Consider the following 19,218-nt stretch of genomic DNA (forward strand, 5'->3'; position numbering starts at 1 on the left):
ACCCTCCTATCTGGTACGACTGTAAATCTCTTGCAAATACTGTTCATTAGATAAGCTGTTACGTTCCAAATCATCCATAATCTTTCCATCTCTAAGTAGCACCATCCGTGAAGAGTACTTTGCTGCGGCAGGGTCATGCGTAACCAGTAAAATGGTAATACCAAAACTTTTATTGATTTCCTGCAAAAGTGCCATCAGTTTTTCAGAATTGGCAGAGTCCAAGGCTCCTGTCGGCTCATCTGCGATAATCAGTTTAGAATCATCAATCAAGGCTCTAGCAGTTGCCACGCGTTGTCGCTGACCACCTGATAACTGATTAGGAAACTTATCTTTTAAGTTTTGGATGGCCAACTTATCCAAAATTTCCTCAATCTTATCCTGATGTTTTTTGATATTTTTCCCCTGAATTTGAAGAGGTAGAACAATATTTTCATAGACCGTCAAGGTTTCCACCAAGTTGTAGGCTTGGAAAATATAGGAAATATTTTTAGCACGATAGTCAGCTAGTTCATTTTCCTTGGCATGGATGATGTCAAAATCTTCAAATCGAATCTCACCTGACGTTGGTTTATCAATCGTTGAAATACAGTTGAGGAGTGTTGTTTTTCCACTACCACTGGCACCCATAATTGCCAGAAAGTCACCTTTTTCAACGGACAAGTTCACATCTAATAAAGCATGAACGATATTATCCCCTTGACCAAATATTTTCGTTAATCCTGTTACAATAAGCTGTTTCATCATTTCATTCCTCCGTTTCTTTATTACTCTCTTATTATACGGTTCCTTTCAAGGTTTGCCATGAGTATTTTGTGCAATATATTCAAGTTATAAAAAACCGATGCCTTTTTCAGGTATCGGTCGATGTTGATTATTTGCGATCATTTCTTTTTTTCATAAAGTAAACAATCCCTATGACAACAACTCCTAAGACCAGTACAGGTGCATAGAAATCTAGTGTTCCAATAATTCCTTCCATTTTATCCTCCTGTTAAAAAATAGAGAGTTTTATCCACAGCGCACGTTTGGCGAAATACATTCATAAGAATATGTAAATCACCAATCACCGCGCCCCTATGCTGTTAATCTAACAGTCGTACGCCACCCAGCAGCAGATTTACCATCCAATTCTTGGCTATTAATTTCCATAATCCAAAGAATCAATCTCAAAGTTGTCTTGTTTTATTTGTATTTCTCCCCGTAAATATAACACCAAATCAAAATGTTGTCAATGTTTTGTAATAAAACACTAGAATTTTCCTTTTGTTTTATCTAACAGCGAACATTATTTCTCGTACACTCATAGGAATAGGTGAAACACAATCCACAGAGACCTGCTAGTGTCATTTTAAAAGCTGTGTACCACTAGCTTGCAATTCCCGAAAAGTTCTTGGTTTTCAACCTCGAAACTTAGAGAATCAATCTCTGGACGACTTGTATTTTTAGCCATAAGGTTACTTCCTTCTTTTAGATGATCATCTTTACAGTAACTAGTATAAACTCTAGTATTGGATAAGTAATGAGTAAATCGTGCAAATTTCTTATTTTCGAGTAAAATTTTTAATCTTATTTACTAAATGGTTTAGAAATTTCTTCTTAACTACTTTACAGAGACCCACACACTCCCCCTGATTTTCCTATCTTCTTTGGCGATTCTGACGCAAGTGTGGTACAATAAAAACATGAGAATTCAACAATTACACTATATTATCAAAATCGTCGAAACAGGCTCCATGAATGAGGCAGCCAAGCAACTCTTTATTACCCAACCCAGTCTTTCAAATGCAGTGAGAGATTTGGAAAATGAAATGGGCATTGAAATCTTTATCCGAAATCCCAAGGGGATCACCTTGACCCGTGATGGGATGGAGTTTCTCTCTTATGCCCGTCAGGTTGTCGAGCAGACCCAGCTTCTGGAGGAACGCTATAAAAATCCTGTCGCCCACCGTGAACTCTTTAGCGTTTCCTCTCAACACTATGCCTTTGTGGTCAATGCCTTTGTCTCTTTGCTCAAGAAAAGTGATATGGAGAAATACGAGCTCTTCCTTCGTGAAACTCGTACTTGGGAGATTATCGACGACGTCAAGAACTTCCGTAGTGAGGTCGGTGTCCTCTTCTTAAACAGCTATAACCGTGATGTTTTAACCAAAATGCTGGATGACAACCACCTGCTGGCTCATCATCTCTTTACAGCGCAACCGCATATCTTTGTCAGCAAGACCAACCCTCTGGCAAAGAAAGATAAGGTCAAACTGTCTGATTTGGAGAACTTCCCTTACCTCAGCTATGACCAAGGAACTCATAACTCCTTCTACTTTTCAGAAGAGATTCTCTCGCAGGAATACCACAAAAAATCTATCGTAGTCAGCGACCGTGCTACCCTCTTTAATCTCTTGATTGGTCTGGATGGTTATACCATTGCGACAGGGATTTTGAACAGCAACCTCAACGGAGACAATATCGTTTCTATCCCACTGGATATTGATGACCCAATTGAGCTGGTCTATATCCAGCATGAAAAAACCAGCCTATCTAAGATGGGCGAACGCTTTATCGACTATCTACTAGAAGAAGTCCAGTTTGATAGTTGATACTCTTCAAAAATCTCTTCAAGCCACGTCAGCTTCGTCTTAGATTATATATGTGACTGACTTCGTCAGTCTTATCTACAACCTCAAAGCACTGCTTTGAGCAACCTACGGCTAGCTTCCTAGTTTGCTCTTTGATTGTCATTTAGTATGAGAATATCTCTAAATCGAATAAGCTAAAAACCTCAAGAACTAGCTTTCAATCCTAGTTCTTGAGGTTTTTTTCTCCAGTAGTAAATCAAAAGGTTTTTATAAAATCTTATTTTTTAAACCAAAATATAGATAAGATTAAAACAAGGACAAGTCCAGCTCCAACAACCAGTCCAAATACTGGAATGCTCCTAAATAGTTTTTGCTCTGGCTGTGTCTTCTCACTACTGTCTTGAGTTGATTCTGCCACTGTATCACCTTGTTTCGCCACGTCTTGTTCTGCTTTTTTCTCTATTTTCTTAGGACCATAATTTGGATTTACAAAGGCTACTTGTTTAGTCGGTTTGGAGTAGTCTTCTGCTCCTTCTTTGACTCGCTATGACACAGAATATAAAGTCCGTCCCTCCAATACCATTCCTAAATCAATTCGCTCACCAGGAGGCAAACCTCCACCTAAACCGACACTAAAAGCAAACGCTTGCCCCTCCTGATTATCTTTTAAGACAATAAATCCGTTCTCACTCACTTTTTTAAGACGAGATAACTTCCCTATAATATCTCCATCTTTAAAGGTTCCAGTGTAGCTTCCATCCTCTCCCAAAATAAGTGTTGAAGCTCTACCAGGCTTAGTACCATTATTTGGCTCCTTATTAATCCAAATACCTACCAACTCAGATGGCAAAGGAATTTCATCTCCAATTTTAGCATCGACAAAGTACTTGGGCATAGGGGGATTAGGATCCATATTATCTCCAATAATCGGGAGATTTAGAGAAGTATATTCAATAGCTGAGGTATCTATCTTTGTTTTAGAGTCAAGGTTTAAGTCATCTAAGTCACCTTCTCCTGCTCTAAATTCACCTTTTTTAATTAACGTTGGCTCCTTATTTTCTTTAGAAAGTTGGAACAATCTATATGACATAATCCCTGGAGAACTTTCGAACACTATAATACTGCCATCTGTGTAGGTATTAATAACTGTCCCCATCCTGAGACTTATATCCCAAAATCTATCAAATAAGGGAGTTGGGGTATTACCATTCATATAATATACTTCAAACAGTTCCCATTTTTCACCATTAGTAAGACCAATTAATAATTCATCAGTCCCATTTCTATCAATGTCTTTCAAAGCGTAACCAAGTCTATTAGCATTATTTTCAAATAGATGTTTGCTCTCCCACTTCTCAGCAATTTGTGGCAATAGTTGATTGTAGTCAGTACTATCAGCTTGTGCTGAATCCACTAGTGAAAACAAGCCGCAAAACAAACCCAAACAGGTAATTATTTTTATAATTTTCTTCATATTATTTCTAATTTTAATTTCACCTATATAAATTAATAAATATTATTTTGATGGTAATGGTTATGTGTGTGATAATGATTTTCTTGAACACGTAAATTTCTCAAGTAATCAACTGCTTCTTCTGTATTTCTACGGATTCCATCTAACTGCTGTAATTGCAAAGTTTGAACATAATTGTTGTATCTTAATGCTTGAAGCATTTTCTTAGTATCAATATATTGTTCCCTTTGTAACTGTAGCATTTCTTTCTGATAGTTCAACTGTAATTCTTTATACTTTGTATCATCATATAAATTTACTAGTTCCTTCATATTATCAGCTTTGAAATTTTCTAAAGCTCCTATGACAATTAACAATTTAGCAAAGTTTTCAAGTGATATTCCTTTGTCTCCTTTTTCAAATTGACTTAGGAACTGTGGTGATACAATATCTGAGGCAGCTTCCTTTAGGCTGAGCCCTCGTGCTTCACGCAGGTACTTAAATGTAGCTCCAAATGGGTATAGATTTTCCATAAATAATCTCCTTACATACTTCTAAAACTATTAGACAAAAATTTAGAGAAAAAAATGGAGAAAGAAAACTATAGTTACAAAATACTAGAATTCTATGCTATTTTTTATTTTTATGAACAAGATTGAAACTATAGTTTAAATAGCGAAAAATTTAAATATCTATTATGGTATGATAAGGTAAAGAATAGCTAAAAAGGAAGCTTGTTATACTAGTATAACAAGGATTGACTTACCACTCAATCCTATTCTATCAGCTATCAAAGGAGAAAATGACATGAGAAGAACTTAAAGGATTGACACTAGAAAAATATCATATTTACTTTCATAGTTATCATAAAATTTTTGAAACATAGAAATATATAAGGAGTTTTGTTATGAGAAACAGAAATGGATTGTTGTTATTAGGTGCACTACTTGCTAGCGCTAGTTTAGCAGCTTGTTCATCATCTATGGATACAAAAGGAAAAGGTATCGTTCAGTTAATGAACGACAATCAAGAGAGAGTTTTCTATAGTGTGATCGATTCTAATGATGATGCATTACCTGGAAAAGATGAAAGAATAAACTACGTCTATATCACAAAAGGAGGAAAACTGAACGGGTACGAAATAGGCGGAGGGACTGTTGGTGCAGCCGTAGAGCTTCATATGGATGAAGTTGTAGGCAAAAACATCAATGAAGTTAGAAAATTAGCTGAAGAAAGATCAAAAAGAAGTTTTGAAATCGATAAAGTTAAAGCTAAGGCGATAACAGATGGATCAGGGAATAACACTACAAAAGAAGAGATAAAATTATATGTTAACGATGAAAATAAACCATCTTACCTTACTTACGTATCTCTAACTAGTGGACAAATTCGCGATAAATACTATGCCGGATATATTGCATACACTTCCAGCGTCGTTTCTTCTGGAGATTTACTCATTACCGAAGTTTCTAAAGGAAATGCAATAGGCTTTGATAAAGTAGATGGTGAAATTGTGAAAGAGAAATAATAAAAAAGAGGTCGCCACCTCTTTTTTATTTTTTCAAGTTGTCCATTGCATACTTGACCTCTTCATCCCTAAATTGTTCGCTTTGGAGTCCATCTCTGGTATCGGAAATTGCAAAGTCTGGTTCTGGCGCAGATTGTTTCAACTCTTTAGCTCTTTCTAGCGCGATTTCCTTCCAATCAATACCTGCATTTTCTACTGCGTATTTTGCCTCTTCAGGTGTAAAGCGATTTTCTCTTTGTAACTCACTCTCGGTGTTGAAACTTGATAAGTGGTTGTTTTTAGCATAGTCCTTAGCTTTTTCTATTGCAGCTTTTTTCCAATCAACATCTACATTATCAATAGCGTAGTTGACTTCTGGGTCATCAAATCCGTCTTCGTAGTCTAACTTTTCTTTAATAACTTTTCTTGAAACGAGAGGAGTTTTAGCATACTCTTTAGCTTTTTCCAATGCATTTTGCTTCCAATCAATACCCACGTTATTAAGTGCGTATTTTATAGCCTCTTCAGAAAAGTCTTCTTCCAACAATTTTTTTTCCATAGCATTGTAAGAAAGGTTAAGACTTTTATCATACGATTTAGCTTTGTCTAACGCTTCTTTTTTTTCTTTTTCTTTGTTTTTTTCAACTTGTGCAGTTTTAGTTTCTGTGTTTTCAGATTTTGAACCACAGGCAACTACAGTAGTCGCAAGAAAAACAATCAGCCCTACTAAACTAGCTAAAGTTATTAATTTTTTGAATTTCATTCATATTCTCCTTTTATACAATTTCCTAAGCCAGTAGCTTTTAAGGTACTGGCTTAGGCTGTTAATGTGTAGTCTATTTTACTCGGTTAAAGGTTTGATCTGGCTCTTGAAGATAGAGTTCTTTATCTTTTAACATATATTTTGTTTTTCCTATTTCTCTTCCTTCATCGTCTGTTATTGTCAATACTTTCTTTTGTTTATTAATTTTCACTAATCTTTTTTCTTTGTCTCCGTCTGAATCTTCAGAGGTGACGGTCCCAGCATTTCCTTTAATCACCATGACTAAATGATCACGTCTTGTTAAAATTTCATAAGTTCCATCTAAGGGATCACTGGTTAATTTACGAATTCCAAAGAACAGAACAAGAAAGATAGCTAGGCTTATCCCGATAGATTGTAGAGGTTTTGTTTCAAATAGTTTTTTAATCTTTTCAATGAGACCATTCATATCTAGATTTTCGATTTGTTTTCCAGCTTTTTCTACAAAAATTGACGCCTCTTTTTTGAGTGCTTCTACTTTATCAGGCTTCTCTGTAACTACTTCATTAATTGATTCTTCCATTCTTTCCGTAGTCTCATCGACTTTTTCTACGGTCACTTCTTCAGTATCTTCGACTTTTTCTACGATTACCTCTTCGTTCATTTGGTTTTCATGTTTTTCCATTATTTTCCCTTTTCTCCCAGTTCAAAAAAATTTTATTTTACCCACTTACCTGAGCCATCTACTTTGTAGCCATCTGGTGTACGTTCGTTAACTGCCATCTTACCATTTGACTTGAGATAGTAGTCACCTACCCATGTGTTACGAGCATAGCTTCCTTCTGATGTTAAGTAATAGTAAGAGCTATAGCTGCTATCATAAACCCATTCGCTCTTAGCCATTTTACCATTTGATTTGAGATAATAGCTACCTACCCAAGTGTTACGCGCATAGCTACCCTCAGATGTTAGGTAATAGTATGAACTATAGTTTTTATCGTAAATCCACTCGCTTTTAGCCATATAGCCACCTGACTTAAGGTAGTAGTTACCTGACCAAGCATTTTGAACAAAGTTACCTGAAGCATTTAGGTAGAAGTATGAATTATACTGAACATCAAAAATCCATTGATTGACTACTTTCACACCAGCTTTGTAGTAAGAAGAACCTGACCAACCAGTCTGACCTGAGTTAGAGTTAGTAGATTGTTTTGGAGTTTCAGTAGCTTTCGGTGTCTCTGAATTTGTTATAGGTACATATCCGTGATTTGATACTTTAAATACTTCTGACCGACCAAAATATCTTTTCCCAAAGTCTTTTTCACTATAAACATCAATATGATATCTTCCATCTTCAGCATATAGTAACCAAACATGGGATTGACTTCTAGTTTGATCCCCAAAACTATTAAAGTTATAACTAGATACAATAGCCCCTGTATCTTCATTAACTAAATCATAATACAAAGATGGATTATCAGTAGAAGAATTTCTTTTAATATCTACCAGCACACTTCCTGAATAAACCGGGTTCCCAGTAGTGGCTATCAATGTGATTTTCAAGGGATTTTGAGTATCTTTTACACTCATATCTGTTAAGGCATGAACCTCTGTCGGTTTAGAAGCTACATAACCTACTGACAATAAAGCACCGGCTAGTAAAGAAGAAGCCAACATTTTTCTGTTTTTCATAATAAAACTCCTTATATATTTCTATTTTTCAAAAAATTTATGATAATTGTCTTATAACCTTAAAAGTAAATATGATAGTTTTCTAGCGTCGAGCATTTAAATTTTCTCCATTTCATTTTCTCCTTTGATAGCTGATAGAATAGGATTGAGTGGTAAGTCAATCCTTGTTATACTAGTATAACAAGCTTCCTTTTTAGCTATTCTTTCCCTTATCATACCATAATAGATATTTGTTTTTTTCGTCATTTAAACTATAGTTTCAATATAATTTTAAAAATAAAAAATTAGCATAGAATTCTAATATTTTGTAACTATAGTTTACTTTTCCAAGTATTTTCTTTAAAATTTTGTATAATAGTCTTAGAAGTATGTAAGGAGATTATTTATGGAAAATCTATACCCATTTGGTGCTACATTTAAGTACCTACGCGAAGCACGAGGATTAACTCTCAAGGAAGCAGCATCAGATATCGTATCGCCACAGTTCCTTAGTCAATTTGAAAAAGGAGACAAAGGAATTTCACTTGAAAACTTTGCCAAACTCTTAATTGTTATCGGAGTTGAATGGAATGATTTTGTTCTCGCCTATGCAAATAAAGGTGGAGATTGTTTAGAATTACCTGCTATTGAATTTGGCAAGCATGTGGTCCATGAAGAAGATATCCTCACTTATATTGAAGAATACGAAAAATTATTTGATGTCTACCTAAAAGACAATCCACTGCAAGCAGATATGATTTTCAAATCTATTAAATTAAGACATTATCCAACCATATCAAAGAGTCCAGAAACTGTTGCCAGAATTCAAAACATTATAAATCATTTAATGAAATCTGATGTCTTTAATAGTATCGAACTTGAAATTTATCGCGTCATTGTCAATCATTGCCCGATGGAACTTATTGACCATATGACTAAACAATTACTACTTATGTACAAAGAAAGTGCAAATACTGACACCTACATCCGTATCTTAAATGCTCTTACTTTCTCTGCAAAATATTTCTCTGAACTGGGTTACTATCAAAAGGCTGATGATATTATTAAAAAAATTAAATCACTTCAGACCTTCGAACGAGGCTATCTGGCTATTCCCCTCATGTTTTTAGAAGTTGAACATGTTTACAATCAATTTAGATGGAATAAACCTGAGGCTATTCCTTTAGCGAAAAATCTATTTAATTATCTTCAAAGCGCAAAATTTATTGATCAGCAATACTACTCTAATTTTATCAACGCCTTCACTTATCATTGCCACGCATTAAACAAGACTGGTATTGATTTGTTCTAATCGTCAAAAAAGTTGCTCCATTTTAGGAACAACTTTTTTTATTTATAATTAAAAGTTTCCCCTGCCAACTTATCTGCTAGCTTGGGAAAGAGAGTATAAAACTTATGGGCTAGGTTCAACAAAATCGGGAGGTTGAGTTCTCGTTTGTTTTTTCCTATAATCTTGACAATCTTTTTAGCCACTGTATCTGGTTCTAACAAGAAACGGTCAACCGACTTAAGATAAGTCCCATCTGGGTCCGCTTGGTCAAAAAATCCTGTTCGGATTGGTCCTGGATTGACTGTTGTCACATAGACTCCATAGGGCATGAGTTCGAGGCGCAGAGCATTTGAAAAACCAATGGCCGCAAACTTAGTGGCTGAGTAGAGACTAGACTTGCCAGTAGCGATCAAACCTGCCATACTAACAATATTGATGATATGGCCTTTTTGACTTTCCTTCATTCGAGCCGCAAGGCGACGAGACAGATTCATTAGGGCAAAGGTATTGACCTCGAACATCTGATGAATATCTTGGTCGGAAATCTGGTCAAATTCCTCAAAAATCCCGTAACCAGCATTGTTAATTAAGACATCAATCTTGCCATAACGGAGATAGAGGTCAGTTACCAGAGATTCTAAGGCTGAATCATCGGTAATGTCTATTTCAATCAATTCTGCATGGGGATGATTTCCGTAGAGTTGAGCTAATTTTTCCCTATCTCGACCAAGCAAGATGAGCTGGTCTTCTGGTAAAAGTTTGACCATTTCTTGGGCTAGATCACCGCTAGCTCCGGTAATCAGAATAGTAGGCATACTTATCCTTTCTCAATCTGTTAGATTTCCACTTCTTCCAAGTCTTTGACCACATGGACATTTTCAAAAACAGTTGCCGCATCTTTCTTGAGCTTGCTGATATCTTTTGAGAGGAAACGGGCACTTATATGGTTGAGCAAGAGGCGTTTTGCACCTGCTTCTACTGCGACCTCCGCTGCCTGCATATTGGTTGAGTGACCATGGTTGCGGGCAATTTTTTCATCACCCTTGCCATAAGTGGACTCATGGACTAGGACATCAGCATTGACAGCCAGACGCACACTAGCATTGGTTTTTCGAGTATCTCCAAGAATAGTGATAATCTTACCTGGACGGGGAGCTGAGATATAGTCAGCTGCCTTGATTTCAGTTCCATCTTCTAGAACAACATCCTGACCATTTTTGATTTTTCCAAAAAGCGGGCCAAATGGGACACCAGCTGCCTTGAGTTTTTCAGCATCCAAGGTCCCTTCTAAGTCCTTTTGCATGACACGATAGCCAACACAGAAAATAGTATGATCCAGCTCCTCTGCATACACCGTGAATTTATCGGTCTCAAGGATTTTTCCTAGAGAATCTTGGTCAAACTCATGAAAATGAATACGGTAAGGCAGGCGCGAACCTGACACACGAAGGCTGGTTAAGACAAAGGACTTAATCCCTTGCGGTCCATAGATTTCCAAATCTGTCTGCTCTTCATTGGCTTGAAAGGCACGGCTAGAAAGGAAACCTGGCAAGCCAAAAATGTGGTCTCCGTGCAAGTGAGTGATAAAGATTTTGCTAACCTTGCGTGGTCGAATCGTTGTTTCCAGAATGCGATTTTGCGTTCCTTCTCCACAGTCAAAGAGCCAAACTTCGTTAATCTCGTCCAAGAGTTTCAGGGCGAGACTTGAGACATTGCGGGCTTTAGAGGGCTGACCAGCCCCTGTTCCTAAAAATTGAATATCCATTCGATACTTTCTAATTAATCAATATATAACATGGCTGTGCGGTTTTCCGATCGGAAATAGCGCTTGCCAGAAAAAGCAGTAGCTTCTTGCAGTAAATCCTCTTGGCTGTAGCCTTTGAGACGCTTACGACCATCAGCCAAGCTTTCTAAATCAGTCAAAGCCGTGAGACTCTCCACGCTAACAACTTCCTCGTCCCCGACAGAGTTCAAGTAAATCTTTCCAGATTCTTCAAAGACCAGTTGATGGGGGAAAATTTGCGCAATTTCAAAAAGCAAGTCATCTGAGATTACCTCTTCATTTTCAGAGAAAATTCGACCCAGCCCCTCACTCTCATAGCAAAAACCAAAGGATTTACCAGACAGATTAAGCCGAATAAAAGGCTTATTTTCTAGGGTGAAACTTGGCTCAGTATTGTAAAGATTCAGCTCCTGACTAAGTTCTTCAAAATAATCCGTCGCAGCTTCAGGACTCTTTTTCTGGTAGAGTTCAGCAAAATAGGCATTGACCACACTTGGCGGAGGAGTAATCAGTGCCAACTGCTCCTGCTCTGTTTTACCAGCTAGAAGTTGATCCAGATAGACCTTATCCAGACTTGTATAACCTCCATACTTTAGAGCCAAAGTTTTAATATCAGTCATAAAATTCTTCTAACCTCCATTTATTTTTTTCAGAAATGTAGCCTGTAATGACTTCCCCGTCATCCTGATAATCACGTTCTTCCAGAATCGCAACACTTTCTAAATCATGAATCTTGTAGGACTTAGAAAAAGGCACGCGCAGGGTAAAAGATTCAAAAATATCCTTGATTTTCTCTAAAAATAGTGTCTGCAAGTTCTCACGACTATCCTCAGACTTGGCAGAAATGAGGGTATAAGGCGTTTGGGTCGGCGTAAAATCCTCCACCAAATCCGCTTTATTATAAAGGGTCAAGCGAGGAATATCTTCCATGTCCAGGTCTTTCATGATGGACAGGACTGTTTTTTCATGCTCCTCATGGTAAGGATTGCTGGTATCGATAACATGAACCAGAAGGTCCACATGCTTGCTTTCTTCCAAGGTTGACTTGAAACTGGACACCAACTCTGTCGGCAAATCTTGAATAAAGCCAACTGTATCTGTCAAAGTTACTTGGAGATTGCCTCCCAGATGGATACTCTTAGTTGTCGCGTCCAAAGTCGCAAAGAGCTCGTCTGCTTCATACTGTGTCTTACTGGTCAAAGTGTTCATGATGGTTGATTTCCCAGCATTGGTGTAACCAATCAAACCAATCTTAAAGGTGCTTGACTCCAAACGTTTTTCTCTGACAGTCGCCCGATTTTTCTCAACCACCTTGAGCTGGCGCTCGATATCCGTAATTTGATTGCGAACACTACGACGATTCAGCTCCAGCTGGCTTTCACCAGGTCCACGGGAACCAATTCCCCCTGCCTGACGACTGAGCATAATTCCCTGACCAACCAAGCGCGGCAAGAGATATTTGAGCTGAGCTAGGTGGACTTGGAGCTTCCCTTCATGGCTTCGAGCTCGCATGGCAAAGATATCCAAAATCAACTGCATACGGTCAATGACCTTAACACCCAGAACTTCCTCTAGATTGACATTTTGTCGTGGAGTTAAACGGTTGTTGACAATGACAGTGGTAATCTCTTCTGCATCCACCATGAGCGCAATCTCTTCTAACTTACCCGAGCCGACAAAGGTCTTAGAATCATATTTCTCACGTTTTTGTCTGTAGCTATCTACAACGACTGCCCCAGCTGTCTTAGCTAGACTGGCCAATTCTTCCATGGAGAGGTCAAAATTGTCCATGCCCTGCAATTCCACACCAATGAGCAGGACCCGCTCCTCTTTTTTCTCCGTTTCAATCATCTAAAAACTCCTCTAACTGGCTTAAAATGCGGTCCTTCACACCAGGCTCTCCTATCTGATAAAAGGTAACCTGCATGCGATTACGGAACCAGGTCAACTGACGCTTGGCAAAACGACGGGTAGCCTGTTTGAGACTCTCACTGGCTTCTTCCAAGGTCTGCTCTCCACGGAAATAAGGAAAGAGTTCCTTGTATCCAATACCTTTAGCTGCCTGAACATCTGGATAGTTGTCAAACAACCATTTAGCTTCGTTCAAAAGTCCGGCATCAAACATCAAATCCACTCGATGATTGATTCGTTCATATAATTGACTCCGCTCATCATCCAAGCAGATAATCAATGGTTCATACAAGGTCTCTTGATTTTCCAAATCCTGACCAAAATGGGCAATTTCCAAGGCACGCATAGCACGACGACGATTAAACTGGGGAATTTCAAGACCTGCTTGCTCTACCAGATGGGCTAACTCCTCATCTGTATAAGGCTCCAAACTAGCCCGATAGGCCAGAATCTCCTCATGGGGAGTCTCCCCACCCAGGTGGTAACCTTCTAGCAAGCTCTGGATATAAAGTCCAGTCCCACCAGCGATAATGGCAAGCTTGCCACGGCTGTGAATATCCCCAATAGCCATCTTAGCTTCTGAAACAAAATCAAAAGCCGAGTAAGACTCGGTTACCTCTCTAACATCAATCAAATGATGAGGAACAGCCGCTTGCTCCTCTGGGCTAGCCTTGGCCGTCCCAATATCAAGTCCTCGATAGACTTGCTGGCTATCTCCACTAACCACTTCGCCATTAAAACGCTTGGCAACTTCGATGGCAAGGGCTGTTTTTCCAACTGCAGTAGGTCCAACAATCACAATTATTTTTGTTTTCATCTTTTTTCCTTGAAAAATTCCCATTTTTTCGTTACTATTATTATAACACAAAAAAGTCAGTCAGAAAAATGTGACCTCTTGAGGGGGCTGGCTGATTAAGAAGATAAAGGAGGAAGACTCATGGCTAAAGGATTCGCTAAAGGTCTTGTAACAGGTGTCGCAGGAACTGTCGCTGCAGTCGCAGGTGCAGTATACGCATTTAAAAAGAAAGTGATCGAACCAGAAGAGCAAAAAGCAGCTTTCATCGAAGAAAACCGTAAAAAAGCAGCTCGTCGCCGCGTATCACGTTAAGAAACAAAAGAAGTTGGGATTTATTTTCTCAACTTCTTTTTTCTATTCTTTTAAATAGCTAGGTCAAACTTCAACTGTGGCTTGACAGGGTCATAATCCACCAACTCAAAGTCCTCTGCTTTAATATCAAAAAAATTGGTCTTATCTGGCACATTCAAGACCAAACGTGGTTGGCAGTTTGATGGCTCACGACGGAGCAATTCCTGAGCTTGTTCAAATTGATTGTCATAGATATGGAGATTGTTGATGAAGTAGAAGAACTTCCCAACCTTCCAGCCGAAATGCTTGGCAATCATCATTTGAAGAGCCACGTACTGCATAGCATTGATGTGGTGGGCCACCAACATGTCATTCGAACGCTGGGTCAAGGTCGCATCCAGATAGATTTCTCCATCTACACGGCGGACATCAAACATGGTCTGAAAGGCGCATGGGAGTAGTCCTTCTGTTTCTTCGAAAGCTTGGTAATCCCAGAGCGAAATGATATTGCGACGGTTCCAAGGGTTGACTTCCAACTGCTTGAGAAGCTTATTGATAATGTCGTGTTTCTTAACAACAGCACCATAGCGCTCACCAATGGTTCCCGTATTTCCCACTTCCCAGTCATTCCAGTAGTGAACATTGTACTTGTCATTGAGAACTTCTAGGCTATTAGACTGGTCTTGGTAGATCCAGAGAACTTCTTTGATAGCTGATTTGATTGCAATGGGACGCAAGGTTGTAATGGGGAATTCCCCCTTGGCCAAGTCATACTCTGCAAAGGCACCCGTTACGTACTTAGAGTTGGCAACTGTCCCATCCTTGTACTTGGGACGTGCTTGCTCTGAGAAAACACCTTCCTTTAGAATGCGTTCAATATTCTCTTTAAAAATCGTATCTGATTTTGTCATTTACTCTCACCTCATTTATTTCCTAACTAGTATAGCATAAAAAAAGAAAGGAGGAAAATCACTCGCTTCTGGAAAGCAATTTTCTCCTTTTTCTATTTTATTGCAATACAAGTGATGCTGCTCCGATAACTCCAGCGTCATTTCCTAGAGTTGCAAGAGCTAGTTTAGTAGTTGTGCGTACTTGTGGGAAGGTATTTTCATCGTAGACTTTTTGAACACCTTGTAGAAGGAATTCTCCCGCAGCTGATACACCACCACCGATAACGATTGTTGATGGGTTTAGGATTGAGCCAATGTTAGCACAAGCGATTCCCAAGTAACGTGAGAAGTTACGGTAAACGATCAAAGCAAGATCGTCTCCTTCTTTTGCCAAATCAAAGACAGTCTTAGCGGTTACTTCTTCTCCATTATCAATCAAGCGTTTCAAGGCTGCATCGCCTTCGTATTCATCGGCATAGCGACGAGTCAAGTTGACAATCCCTGTTGCTGAAGCAACTGTCTCAAGACAGCCTTTCTTACCACAAGTACAAGCGATTGGTTGGTCAAAGTCAACAGTGATATGACCAAGTTCTCCTGCCGCACCAGCGACACCGTGAAGCAATTTGCCTTCTGCCACGATACCACCACCAACACCAGTACCGAGTGTCATAAATACAACATCTGGTTGGTTATCACCAGCCCCCATCCAACGCTCACCAAGAGCAGCTACGTTGGCATCATTATCGATGAAGAATGGAATACCCAAGGCCTTTTCAATCTTCTCTTTAATTGGTTGAAGGGTTTTCCAGTTGAGGTTGTAGGCACCGATAACAGTCCCTTTTTCACGGTCAACCACACCTGGTGATCCCATCCCAATTCCTTGGAAGTCCGCTGCTGCCAATCCAAGCAAGTCCAAACGATGCTGAATAGACTCAATCATATCATCTACGATATGACTTCCCTCATCCAAAATATTAGTCTTGATAGACCATTTTTCTTGGATTTCTCCTGCTGTTGTTAAGATTGCAAATTTGATAGAAGTTCCACCAAGGTCAATCCCAATAATCTTTTGACTCATCATATTCTCCTTTTTTATTATGAATTAATTGAAAATGCTTACAGATATAGTATAACAAAATTCACTCATTTATGCAAAGGTTTGCATTAACTTTCTAGATTTTATCCTTACTTATGGTTTCCATAGACCTGAAGCATCTACATAGTAGCGGCCTCCATCAACTCGCTCATTTTTAGCCATTTTACCATCTGATTTCAAATAGTAGTTTCCTTGCCATGCATTGCGAGCATAAGAACCATCTGATTTCAAGTAATACCAGGCTTGATAAGAAGAGTCATAAACCCACTCACCTTGTGCCATTTTACCGTTTGATTTAAGGTAATAAGCTCCTTGCCATGCATTTTTTGCATAAGAACCATCTGATTTCAAATAATACCAAGCTTGATAAGAAGAGTCATAAATCCATTCACTCTGTGCCATTTTACCATCAGCTTTCAGGTAATAGCTTCCCTGCCATGCATTTTTCACTGGATTTCCATTTCCATCAAAATAGTACCAAGCACCATCCTGCTTAACCCAACCACTTGTTGTTGCTGAACTTGTATTGTTTTGAGCCGCAGTTGATTGTTTTGCTTTGAAAGCACCTTTTGGGGCATTTTTCAATTCACAAGCCACACCATCATGATCACGGTCTAACTTGGCAGAATAACCGGGTTCTCCCTCATGAATATCTGAGTATCCATTCGCCCAAGCCTCTTTACAACTAGAAAAATGAATGTTTTCTTCTGCTAACACAGGTTGTGAAAACAAGGCTAAAACTGGCAAGGTTGCCAGACTCATTTTTAAAAATAGACGTTTGTTCATTTCTTTCTCCCATAATTATGATATCGATTTCACTATTATTTTATCAAACTTATTTCAGCAATTCAAGAAAACTTCTAGTTATTGCTGCAAACTCTTTTGGTTTGGCTCTATTCAAGACATGAGGACCGTCAGGGATAATCTGGAATTGGGAATTTGGCATCAGTTCTTGAATAGCTTTCATTGAACTGAGATTAGGCTTATCTTGACTACCACAAATTAACAAAGTTGGATAGGGACAATTCTTTGCAATCTCTCTTAAATCAAGTGTTTTTAATTCCTCAGAAACTCCAACCAAAAGCGATTTATCTGCTCCCTGTTTCTCAAATGTCCTTTTGGGGAGTAGTTTAAATATCAGCAACTGAATGTAAAAAGGGATATTGCCAGCTAGTTTCAATGGACAGCCTGACAAAACCAAGGCCTGAAGATTTGGCAAATCGTAACTTGACAGCTCTAATGCAAGTGCAGCTCCTAAGGACAAACCGATTAGGACAAAAGGTTCTGTCTCCTCTGACAAGTGCTGATAAATGCACTCCTTGGCTTCTTGATAGCTAGTAATTCCCGTAGGGAATAAGTCAAGGGCTTCAGAGGGATAATCCGCAAGTAACTCTTGCACTTCCTTCCAACTCTCTGTTGACTGCCCTAACCCGTGTAAAAATATCAGTTTCATCTAGTTCTCCTCTAGGCTCAATTCATACAAGCCTCTCACTGCATTACAGCCGTAAATAGCTTCTGCTTGGGCTAAGTCTTTTAAGGTCAAAACTTTCTCTTCTACCTGTCCTGTTTCCAGCAAATGCTGACGGTAAATTCCTGGCAAGATTCCAAGACGGATAGATGGTGTATAGAGTTTCCCAGAAATTTTCAGAACCAAATTTCCGATAGAGGTTTCAAGCAGTTCTCCTGATTTATCATAGTAAATATTCTCTTGTTCCCCTAGGCTCAAATGCGGTCGGTGAGTCGTTTTGAAGTAGGTAAAGGCTTGTTGCAAATTGGCTTCCTGAAGGCAAAGTTTGGCCTGACAAAAACTTGGACCAAGAGGTGTTAATACTTGACGACTGAGTTCTATCTCTCCAGACTTGCCGAGAGAAATACGCAAGCGGTAATCTTGATTAGCATCACAAGTCTGACACTCTGCTTCAATCCTTTGTCTCAAAATTTCTGGGTCAAAAGGATAAGCAAAATATCGACTCGCTTTTCTCAGTCTTTCTATATGTTGCTCTTCAAACAGCAGTTGTTTTTGGCTGATTTTTCCAGTTGTGATTAATTGGAAGCAAGCTTGTTTACGATAAAGGACTGCCGCCTTTTGATGAACCTCGAGGTATTCAGATTCCCAAGTGCTATCCCATGTAATGCCGCCACCTACTCCATAGATGGCTTTCCCTTGATGCAGTTGAATGGTCCGAATGGCAACATTGAAAATCCGTCGCCCATTTGGAAGTAAGAGACCAATCGTTCCACAGTAAACTCCGCGCGGTTGAGGTTCCAAATTTTTGATAATCTCCATAGTCGCAATTTTCGGAGCACCCGTTATGGAACCACAAGGAAAGAGAGAACGGAAGATTTCAACAAGGTCCACATCCTCTCGCAACTGACTCTTGATGGTCGAAGTCATCTGCCAAACCGTTGAATACTGTTCCACTTGGCAGAGACGCTCCACATGCTCACTCCCCACTTCAGAAATACGGTTCATATCATTGCGCAAGAGGTCCACAATCATCATATTTTCAGAGCGATTTTTAGGATCCTGCTCCAACCAACTAGCTTGGTCAAGATCTTCTTGGTCAATCACTCCACGCTGAGTCGTTCCCTTCATTGGTCGCGTAGTTAACTCACGGTCGTTTTGCTCAAAAAAGAGCTCTGGGCTCATGGAAATCACTGCCATTTCGTCATGTTCCACATAGGCATTGTAGCCCGCCTCCTGCTCTACCACCATACGATTGTAGATGGCAAACGGATTGGCACTTAAGTCCTGCTTGAGTTGGACGGTGTAGTTAACCTGATAGGTATCCCCCTGCCGCAAATGATGGTGAATCTGGGCAATTGCCTTTTCATAGTCCTCTGCAGACGTCACTTCCTGCCAATTTGAGGGCAAATCAACCTCATCATAAGTCAAAGGAATAGGTGATGTTTCTACCCTATCATGAACTGTAAAATATAGCAGGTACTCTCCCAGTAGGGGAGCCTTGCAAACTGCTAGTTTCTCCTCAAAAGCAGGTGCAGCCTCGTAGCTGACATATCCCACCACATAGTAGCCTTGCTCTTGGTAGCTTTCCACTTGTGCCAACAAGTCCGCCACTTCTTCTACATTTCTCGTTTTTAACTCTTTGATCGGCTGGGTAAAGGTGTATCTCTCCCCCAAAGCCCTAAAATCAATCACTGTTTTTCTATGCATAGCTTAAGTATAGCATAAAAAGGTAAATCAAGAAAAACTTAA

At 39.1% G+C, this 19,218-nt stretch carries 21 protein-coding genes and 1 pseudogene; 4 read left to right on the top strand and 18 right to left on the bottom strand.

From position 1 onward, the window contains the following. Positions 1-6: 6 nt before the first annotated feature. The gene (locus ACLNCV_RS02960) at positions 7-741 is read right to left on the bottom strand and encodes an ABC transporter ATP-binding protein (protein WP_049501938.1); all 735 of its coding nucleotides are present in this window, start codon (positions 739-741) and stop codon (positions 7-9) included. A gap of 130 nt (positions 742-871) precedes the next feature. Further along, positions 872-979, bottom strand: a complete 108-nt coding sequence (locus ACLNCV_RS02965; RefSeq protein WP_020901952.1) for a QVPTGV class sortase B protein-sorting domain-containing protein — start codon at positions 977-979, stop codon at positions 872-874. A 703-nt stretch (positions 980-1,682) separates the two neighbouring features. Here ACLNCV_RS02965 and ACLNCV_RS02970 point away from each other — a divergent pair. Continuing rightward, positions 1,683-2,591, top strand: coding sequence for a LysR family transcriptional regulator (locus ACLNCV_RS02970; RefSeq protein WP_084926873.1), 909 nt, complete (start codon positions 1,683-1,685; stop codon positions 2,589-2,591). A gap of 256 nt (positions 2,592-2,847) precedes the next feature. Here ACLNCV_RS02970 and ACLNCV_RS02975 read toward each other — a convergent pair whose 3' ends face one another. The 3 genes from ACLNCV_RS02975 to ACLNCV_RS02985 form a co-directional block, all read right to left on the bottom strand. Continuing rightward, positions 2,848-3,009, bottom strand: a complete 162-nt coding sequence (locus ACLNCV_RS02975) for a hypothetical protein (RefSeq protein ID WP_235285511.1) — start codon at positions 3,007-3,009, stop codon at positions 2,848-2,850. Positions 3,010-3,114: 105 nt separating this feature from the next. After that, positions 3,115-4,044 carry a hypothetical protein gene (locus ACLNCV_RS02980; RefSeq protein ID WP_261125941.1) on the bottom strand — a complete coding sequence of 310 codons (930 nt, stop codon included), beginning with the start codon at positions 4,042-4,044 and terminating at the stop codon, positions 3,115-3,117. 32 nt (positions 4,045-4,076) lie between these two features. Then, the gene (locus tag ACLNCV_RS02985) at positions 4,077-4,556 is read right to left on the bottom strand and encodes a helix-turn-helix domain-containing protein (RefSeq protein ID WP_033686609.1); all 480 of its coding nucleotides are present in this window, start codon (positions 4,554-4,556) and stop codon (positions 4,077-4,079) included. Between the two features lie 374 nt (positions 4,557-4,930). Here ACLNCV_RS02985 and ACLNCV_RS02990 point away from each other — a divergent pair, with 374 nt between their 5' ends. Next, positions 4,931-5,551, top strand: a complete 621-nt coding sequence (locus tag ACLNCV_RS02990) for a hypothetical protein (protein WP_024056543.1) — start codon at positions 4,931-4,933, stop codon at positions 5,549-5,551. A gap of 25 nt (positions 5,552-5,576) precedes the next feature. On the opposite strand, the gene ACLNCV_RS02995 is transcribed toward ACLNCV_RS02990, so the two are convergent. The 3 genes from ACLNCV_RS02995 to ACLNCV_RS03005 all read right to left on the bottom strand — a co-directional run bounded on the left by ACLNCV_RS02995 (position 5,577) and on the right by ACLNCV_RS03005 (position 7,964). Further along, complete coding sequence (locus ACLNCV_RS02995; protein WP_024056544.1) at positions 5,577-6,293, bottom strand: Ltp family lipoprotein; 717 nt, start codon at positions 6,291-6,293, stop codon at positions 5,577-5,579. A gap of 73 nt (positions 6,294-6,366) precedes the next feature. Further along, entirely contained in the window at positions 6,367-6,957 is a 591-nt protein-coding gene (locus ACLNCV_RS03000; RefSeq protein ID WP_024056545.1) for a hypothetical protein, read from the bottom strand. 32 nt (positions 6,958-6,989) lie between these two features. After that, positions 6,990-7,964 carry a hypothetical protein gene (locus ACLNCV_RS03005; RefSeq protein WP_049502202.1) on the bottom strand — a complete coding sequence of 325 codons (975 nt, stop codon included), beginning with the start codon at positions 7,962-7,964 and terminating at the stop codon, positions 6,990-6,992. Positions 7,965-8,349: 385 nt separating this feature from the next. Between ACLNCV_RS03005 and ACLNCV_RS03010 the strand changes: the two genes are divergently transcribed. After that, complete coding sequence (locus ACLNCV_RS03010; RefSeq protein ID WP_049499926.1) at positions 8,350-9,255, top strand: helix-turn-helix domain-containing protein; 906 nt, start codon at positions 8,350-8,352, stop codon at positions 9,253-9,255. 38 nt (positions 9,256-9,293) lie between these two features. Here ACLNCV_RS03010 and ACLNCV_RS03015 read toward each other — a convergent pair whose 3' ends face one another. Genes ACLNCV_RS03015 through miaA form a run of 5 tightly spaced genes read right to left on the bottom strand, consistent with a single transcriptional unit; the run spans position 9,294 to position 13,745 of the window. Continuing rightward, complete coding sequence (locus ACLNCV_RS03015) at positions 9,294-10,049, bottom strand: SDR family oxidoreductase (RefSeq protein ID WP_261125937.1); 756 nt, start codon at positions 10,047-10,049, stop codon at positions 9,294-9,296. A gap of 20 nt (positions 10,050-10,069) precedes the next feature. After that, positions 10,070-10,999: a ribonuclease Z gene (gene rnz / locus ACLNCV_RS03020; RefSeq protein WP_261125936.1), complete on the bottom strand. Its 930-nt coding sequence runs from the start codon at positions 10,997-10,999 to the stop codon at positions 10,070-10,072. A 14-nt stretch (positions 11,000-11,013) separates the two neighbouring features. After that, complete coding sequence (locus ACLNCV_RS03025; protein WP_261125935.1) at positions 11,014-11,637, bottom strand: cystathionine beta-lyase; 624 nt, start codon at positions 11,635-11,637, stop codon at positions 11,014-11,016. Further along, complete coding sequence (hflX, locus tag ACLNCV_RS03030; RefSeq protein ID WP_261125934.1) at positions 11,630-12,868, bottom strand: GTPase HflX; 1,239 nt, start codon at positions 12,866-12,868, stop codon at positions 11,630-11,632. Before hflX ends, ACLNCV_RS03025 begins: the two co-directional genes overlap by 8 nt. After that, entirely contained in the window at positions 12,861-13,745 is an 885-nt protein-coding gene (miaA, locus tag ACLNCV_RS03035; RefSeq protein ID WP_261011068.1) for a tRNA (adenosine(37)-N6)-dimethylallyltransferase MiaA, read from the bottom strand. The genes hflX and miaA overlap by 8 nt, the downstream gene beginning before the upstream one ends. 120 nt (positions 13,746-13,865) lie before the next feature. Between miaA and ACLNCV_RS03040 the strand changes: the two genes are divergently transcribed. Next, positions 13,866-14,036, top strand: coding sequence for a DUF3042 family protein (locus tag ACLNCV_RS03040; RefSeq protein ID WP_001051780.1), 171 nt, complete (start codon positions 13,866-13,868; stop codon positions 14,034-14,036). 50 nt (positions 14,037-14,086) lie between these two features. Here ACLNCV_RS03040 and ACLNCV_RS03045 read toward each other — a convergent pair whose 3' ends face one another. From ACLNCV_RS03045 to pabB, 5 genes and pseudogenes are all read right to left on the bottom strand, one after another. Continuing rightward, a complete protein-coding gene (locus tag ACLNCV_RS03045) occupies positions 14,087-14,926 on the bottom strand; it encodes a thymidylate synthase (RefSeq protein ID WP_033686601.1) in 840 nt (279 codons plus the stop codon). 97 nt (positions 14,927-15,023) lie between these two features. Then, positions 15,024-15,983, bottom strand: coding sequence for an ROK family glucokinase (locus ACLNCV_RS03050; protein ID WP_020902451.1), 960 nt, complete (start codon positions 15,981-15,983; stop codon positions 15,024-15,026). Between the two features lie 117 nt (positions 15,984-16,100). After that, positions 16,101-16,787, bottom strand: a pseudogene (locus ACLNCV_RS03055) (excalibur calcium-binding domain-containing protein); the annotation flags it as partial. A gap of 49 nt (positions 16,788-16,836) precedes the next feature. After that, positions 16,837-17,454 (bottom strand): alpha/beta hydrolase, encoded by a 618-nt coding sequence (locus tag ACLNCV_RS03060; protein WP_261125932.1) that lies wholly within the window; start codon positions 17,452-17,454, stop codon positions 16,837-16,839. After that, on the bottom strand, positions 17,455-19,176 hold the full coding sequence (pabB, locus tag ACLNCV_RS03065) for an aminodeoxychorismate synthase component I (protein WP_424844844.1): 1,722 nt from the start codon (positions 19,174-19,176) through the stop codon (positions 17,455-17,457). It lies immediately after the preceding gene. Positions 19,177-19,218: the final 42 nt, after the last annotated feature.

It is taken from the genome of Streptococcus sp. CL5.50 (genome assembly GCF_049738015.1).
In the GTDB taxonomy this organism is placed as follows: domain Bacteria; phylum Bacillota; class Bacilli; order Lactobacillales; family Streptococcaceae; genus Streptococcus; species Streptococcus mitis_CA.

What these genes read in the sequence shown, in the direction of transcription:
- ACLNCV_RS02960 (WP_049501938.1), bottom strand. Translation starts at nt 741, where the DNA reads ATGAAACAGCTTATTGTAACAGGATTAACGAAAATATTTGGTCAAGGG.
- ACLNCV_RS02965 (WP_020901952.1), bottom strand. Translation starts at nt 979, where the DNA reads ATGGAAGGAATTATTGGAACACTAGATTTCTATGCACCTGTACTGGTC.
- ACLNCV_RS02970 (WP_084926873.1), top strand. Translation starts at nt 1,683, where the DNA reads ATGAGAATTCAACAATTACACTATATTATCAAAATCGTCGAAACAGGC.
- ACLNCV_RS02980 (WP_261125941.1), bottom strand. Translation starts at nt 4,044, where the DNA reads ATGAAGAAAATTATAAAAATAATTACCTGTTTGGGTTTGTTTTGCGGC.
- ACLNCV_RS02985 (WP_033686609.1), bottom strand. Translation starts at nt 4,556, where the DNA reads ATGGAAAATCTATACCCATTTGGAGCTACATTTAAGTACCTGCGTGAA.
- ACLNCV_RS02990 (WP_024056543.1), top strand. Translation starts at nt 4,931, where the DNA reads ATGAGAAACAGAAATGGATTGTTGTTATTAGGTGCACTACTTGCTAGC.
- ACLNCV_RS02995 (WP_024056544.1), bottom strand. Translation starts at nt 6,293, where the DNA reads ATGAAATTCAAAAAATTAATAACTTTAGCTAGTTTAGTAGGGCTGATT.
- ACLNCV_RS03000 (WP_024056545.1), bottom strand. Translation starts at nt 6,957, where the DNA reads ATGGAAAAACATGAAAACCAAATGAACGAAGAGGTAATCGTAGAAAAA.
- ACLNCV_RS03005 (WP_049502202.1), bottom strand. Translation starts at nt 7,964, where the DNA reads ATGAAAAACAGAAAAATGTTGGCTTCTTCTTTACTAGCCGGTGCTTTA.
- ACLNCV_RS03010 (WP_049499926.1), top strand. Translation starts at nt 8,350, where the DNA reads ATGGAAAATCTATACCCATTTGGTGCTACATTTAAGTACCTACGCGAA.
- ACLNCV_RS03015 (WP_261125937.1), bottom strand. Translation starts at nt 10,049, where the DNA reads ATGCCTACTATTCTGATTACCGGAGCTAGCGGTGATCTAGCCCAAGAA.
- rnz (WP_261125936.1), bottom strand. Translation starts at nt 10,999, where the DNA reads ATGGATATTCAATTTTTAGGAACAGGGGCTGGTCAGCCCTCTAAAGCC.
- ACLNCV_RS03025 (WP_261125935.1), bottom strand. Translation starts at nt 11,637, where the DNA reads ATGACTGATATTAAAACTTTGGCTCTAAAGTATGGAGGTTATACAAGT.
- hflX (WP_261125934.1), bottom strand. Translation starts at nt 12,868, where the DNA reads ATGATTGAAACGGAGAAAAAAGAGGAGCGGGTCCTGCTCATTGGTGTG.
- miaA (WP_261011068.1), bottom strand. Translation starts at nt 13,745, where the DNA reads ATGAAAACAAAAATAATTGTGATTGTTGGACCTACTGCAGTTGGAAAA.
- ACLNCV_RS03040 (WP_001051780.1), top strand. Translation starts at nt 13,866, where the DNA reads ATGGCTAAAGGATTCGCTAAAGGTCTTGTAACAGGTGTCGCAGGAACT.
- ACLNCV_RS03045 (WP_033686601.1), bottom strand. Translation starts at nt 14,926, where the DNA reads ATGACAAAATCAGATACGATTTTTAAAGAGAATATTGAACGCATTCTA.
- ACLNCV_RS03050 (WP_020902451.1), bottom strand. Translation starts at nt 15,983, where the DNA reads ATGAGTCAAAAGATTATTGGGATTGACCTTGGTGGAACTTCTATCAAA.
- ACLNCV_RS03060 (WP_261125932.1), bottom strand. Translation starts at nt 17,454, where the DNA reads ATGAAACTGATATTTTTACACGGGTTAGGGCAGTCAACAGAGAGTTGG.
- pabB (WP_424844844.1), bottom strand. Translation starts at nt 19,176, where the DNA reads ATGCATAGAAAAACAGTGATTGATTTTAGGGCTTTGGGGGAGAGATAC.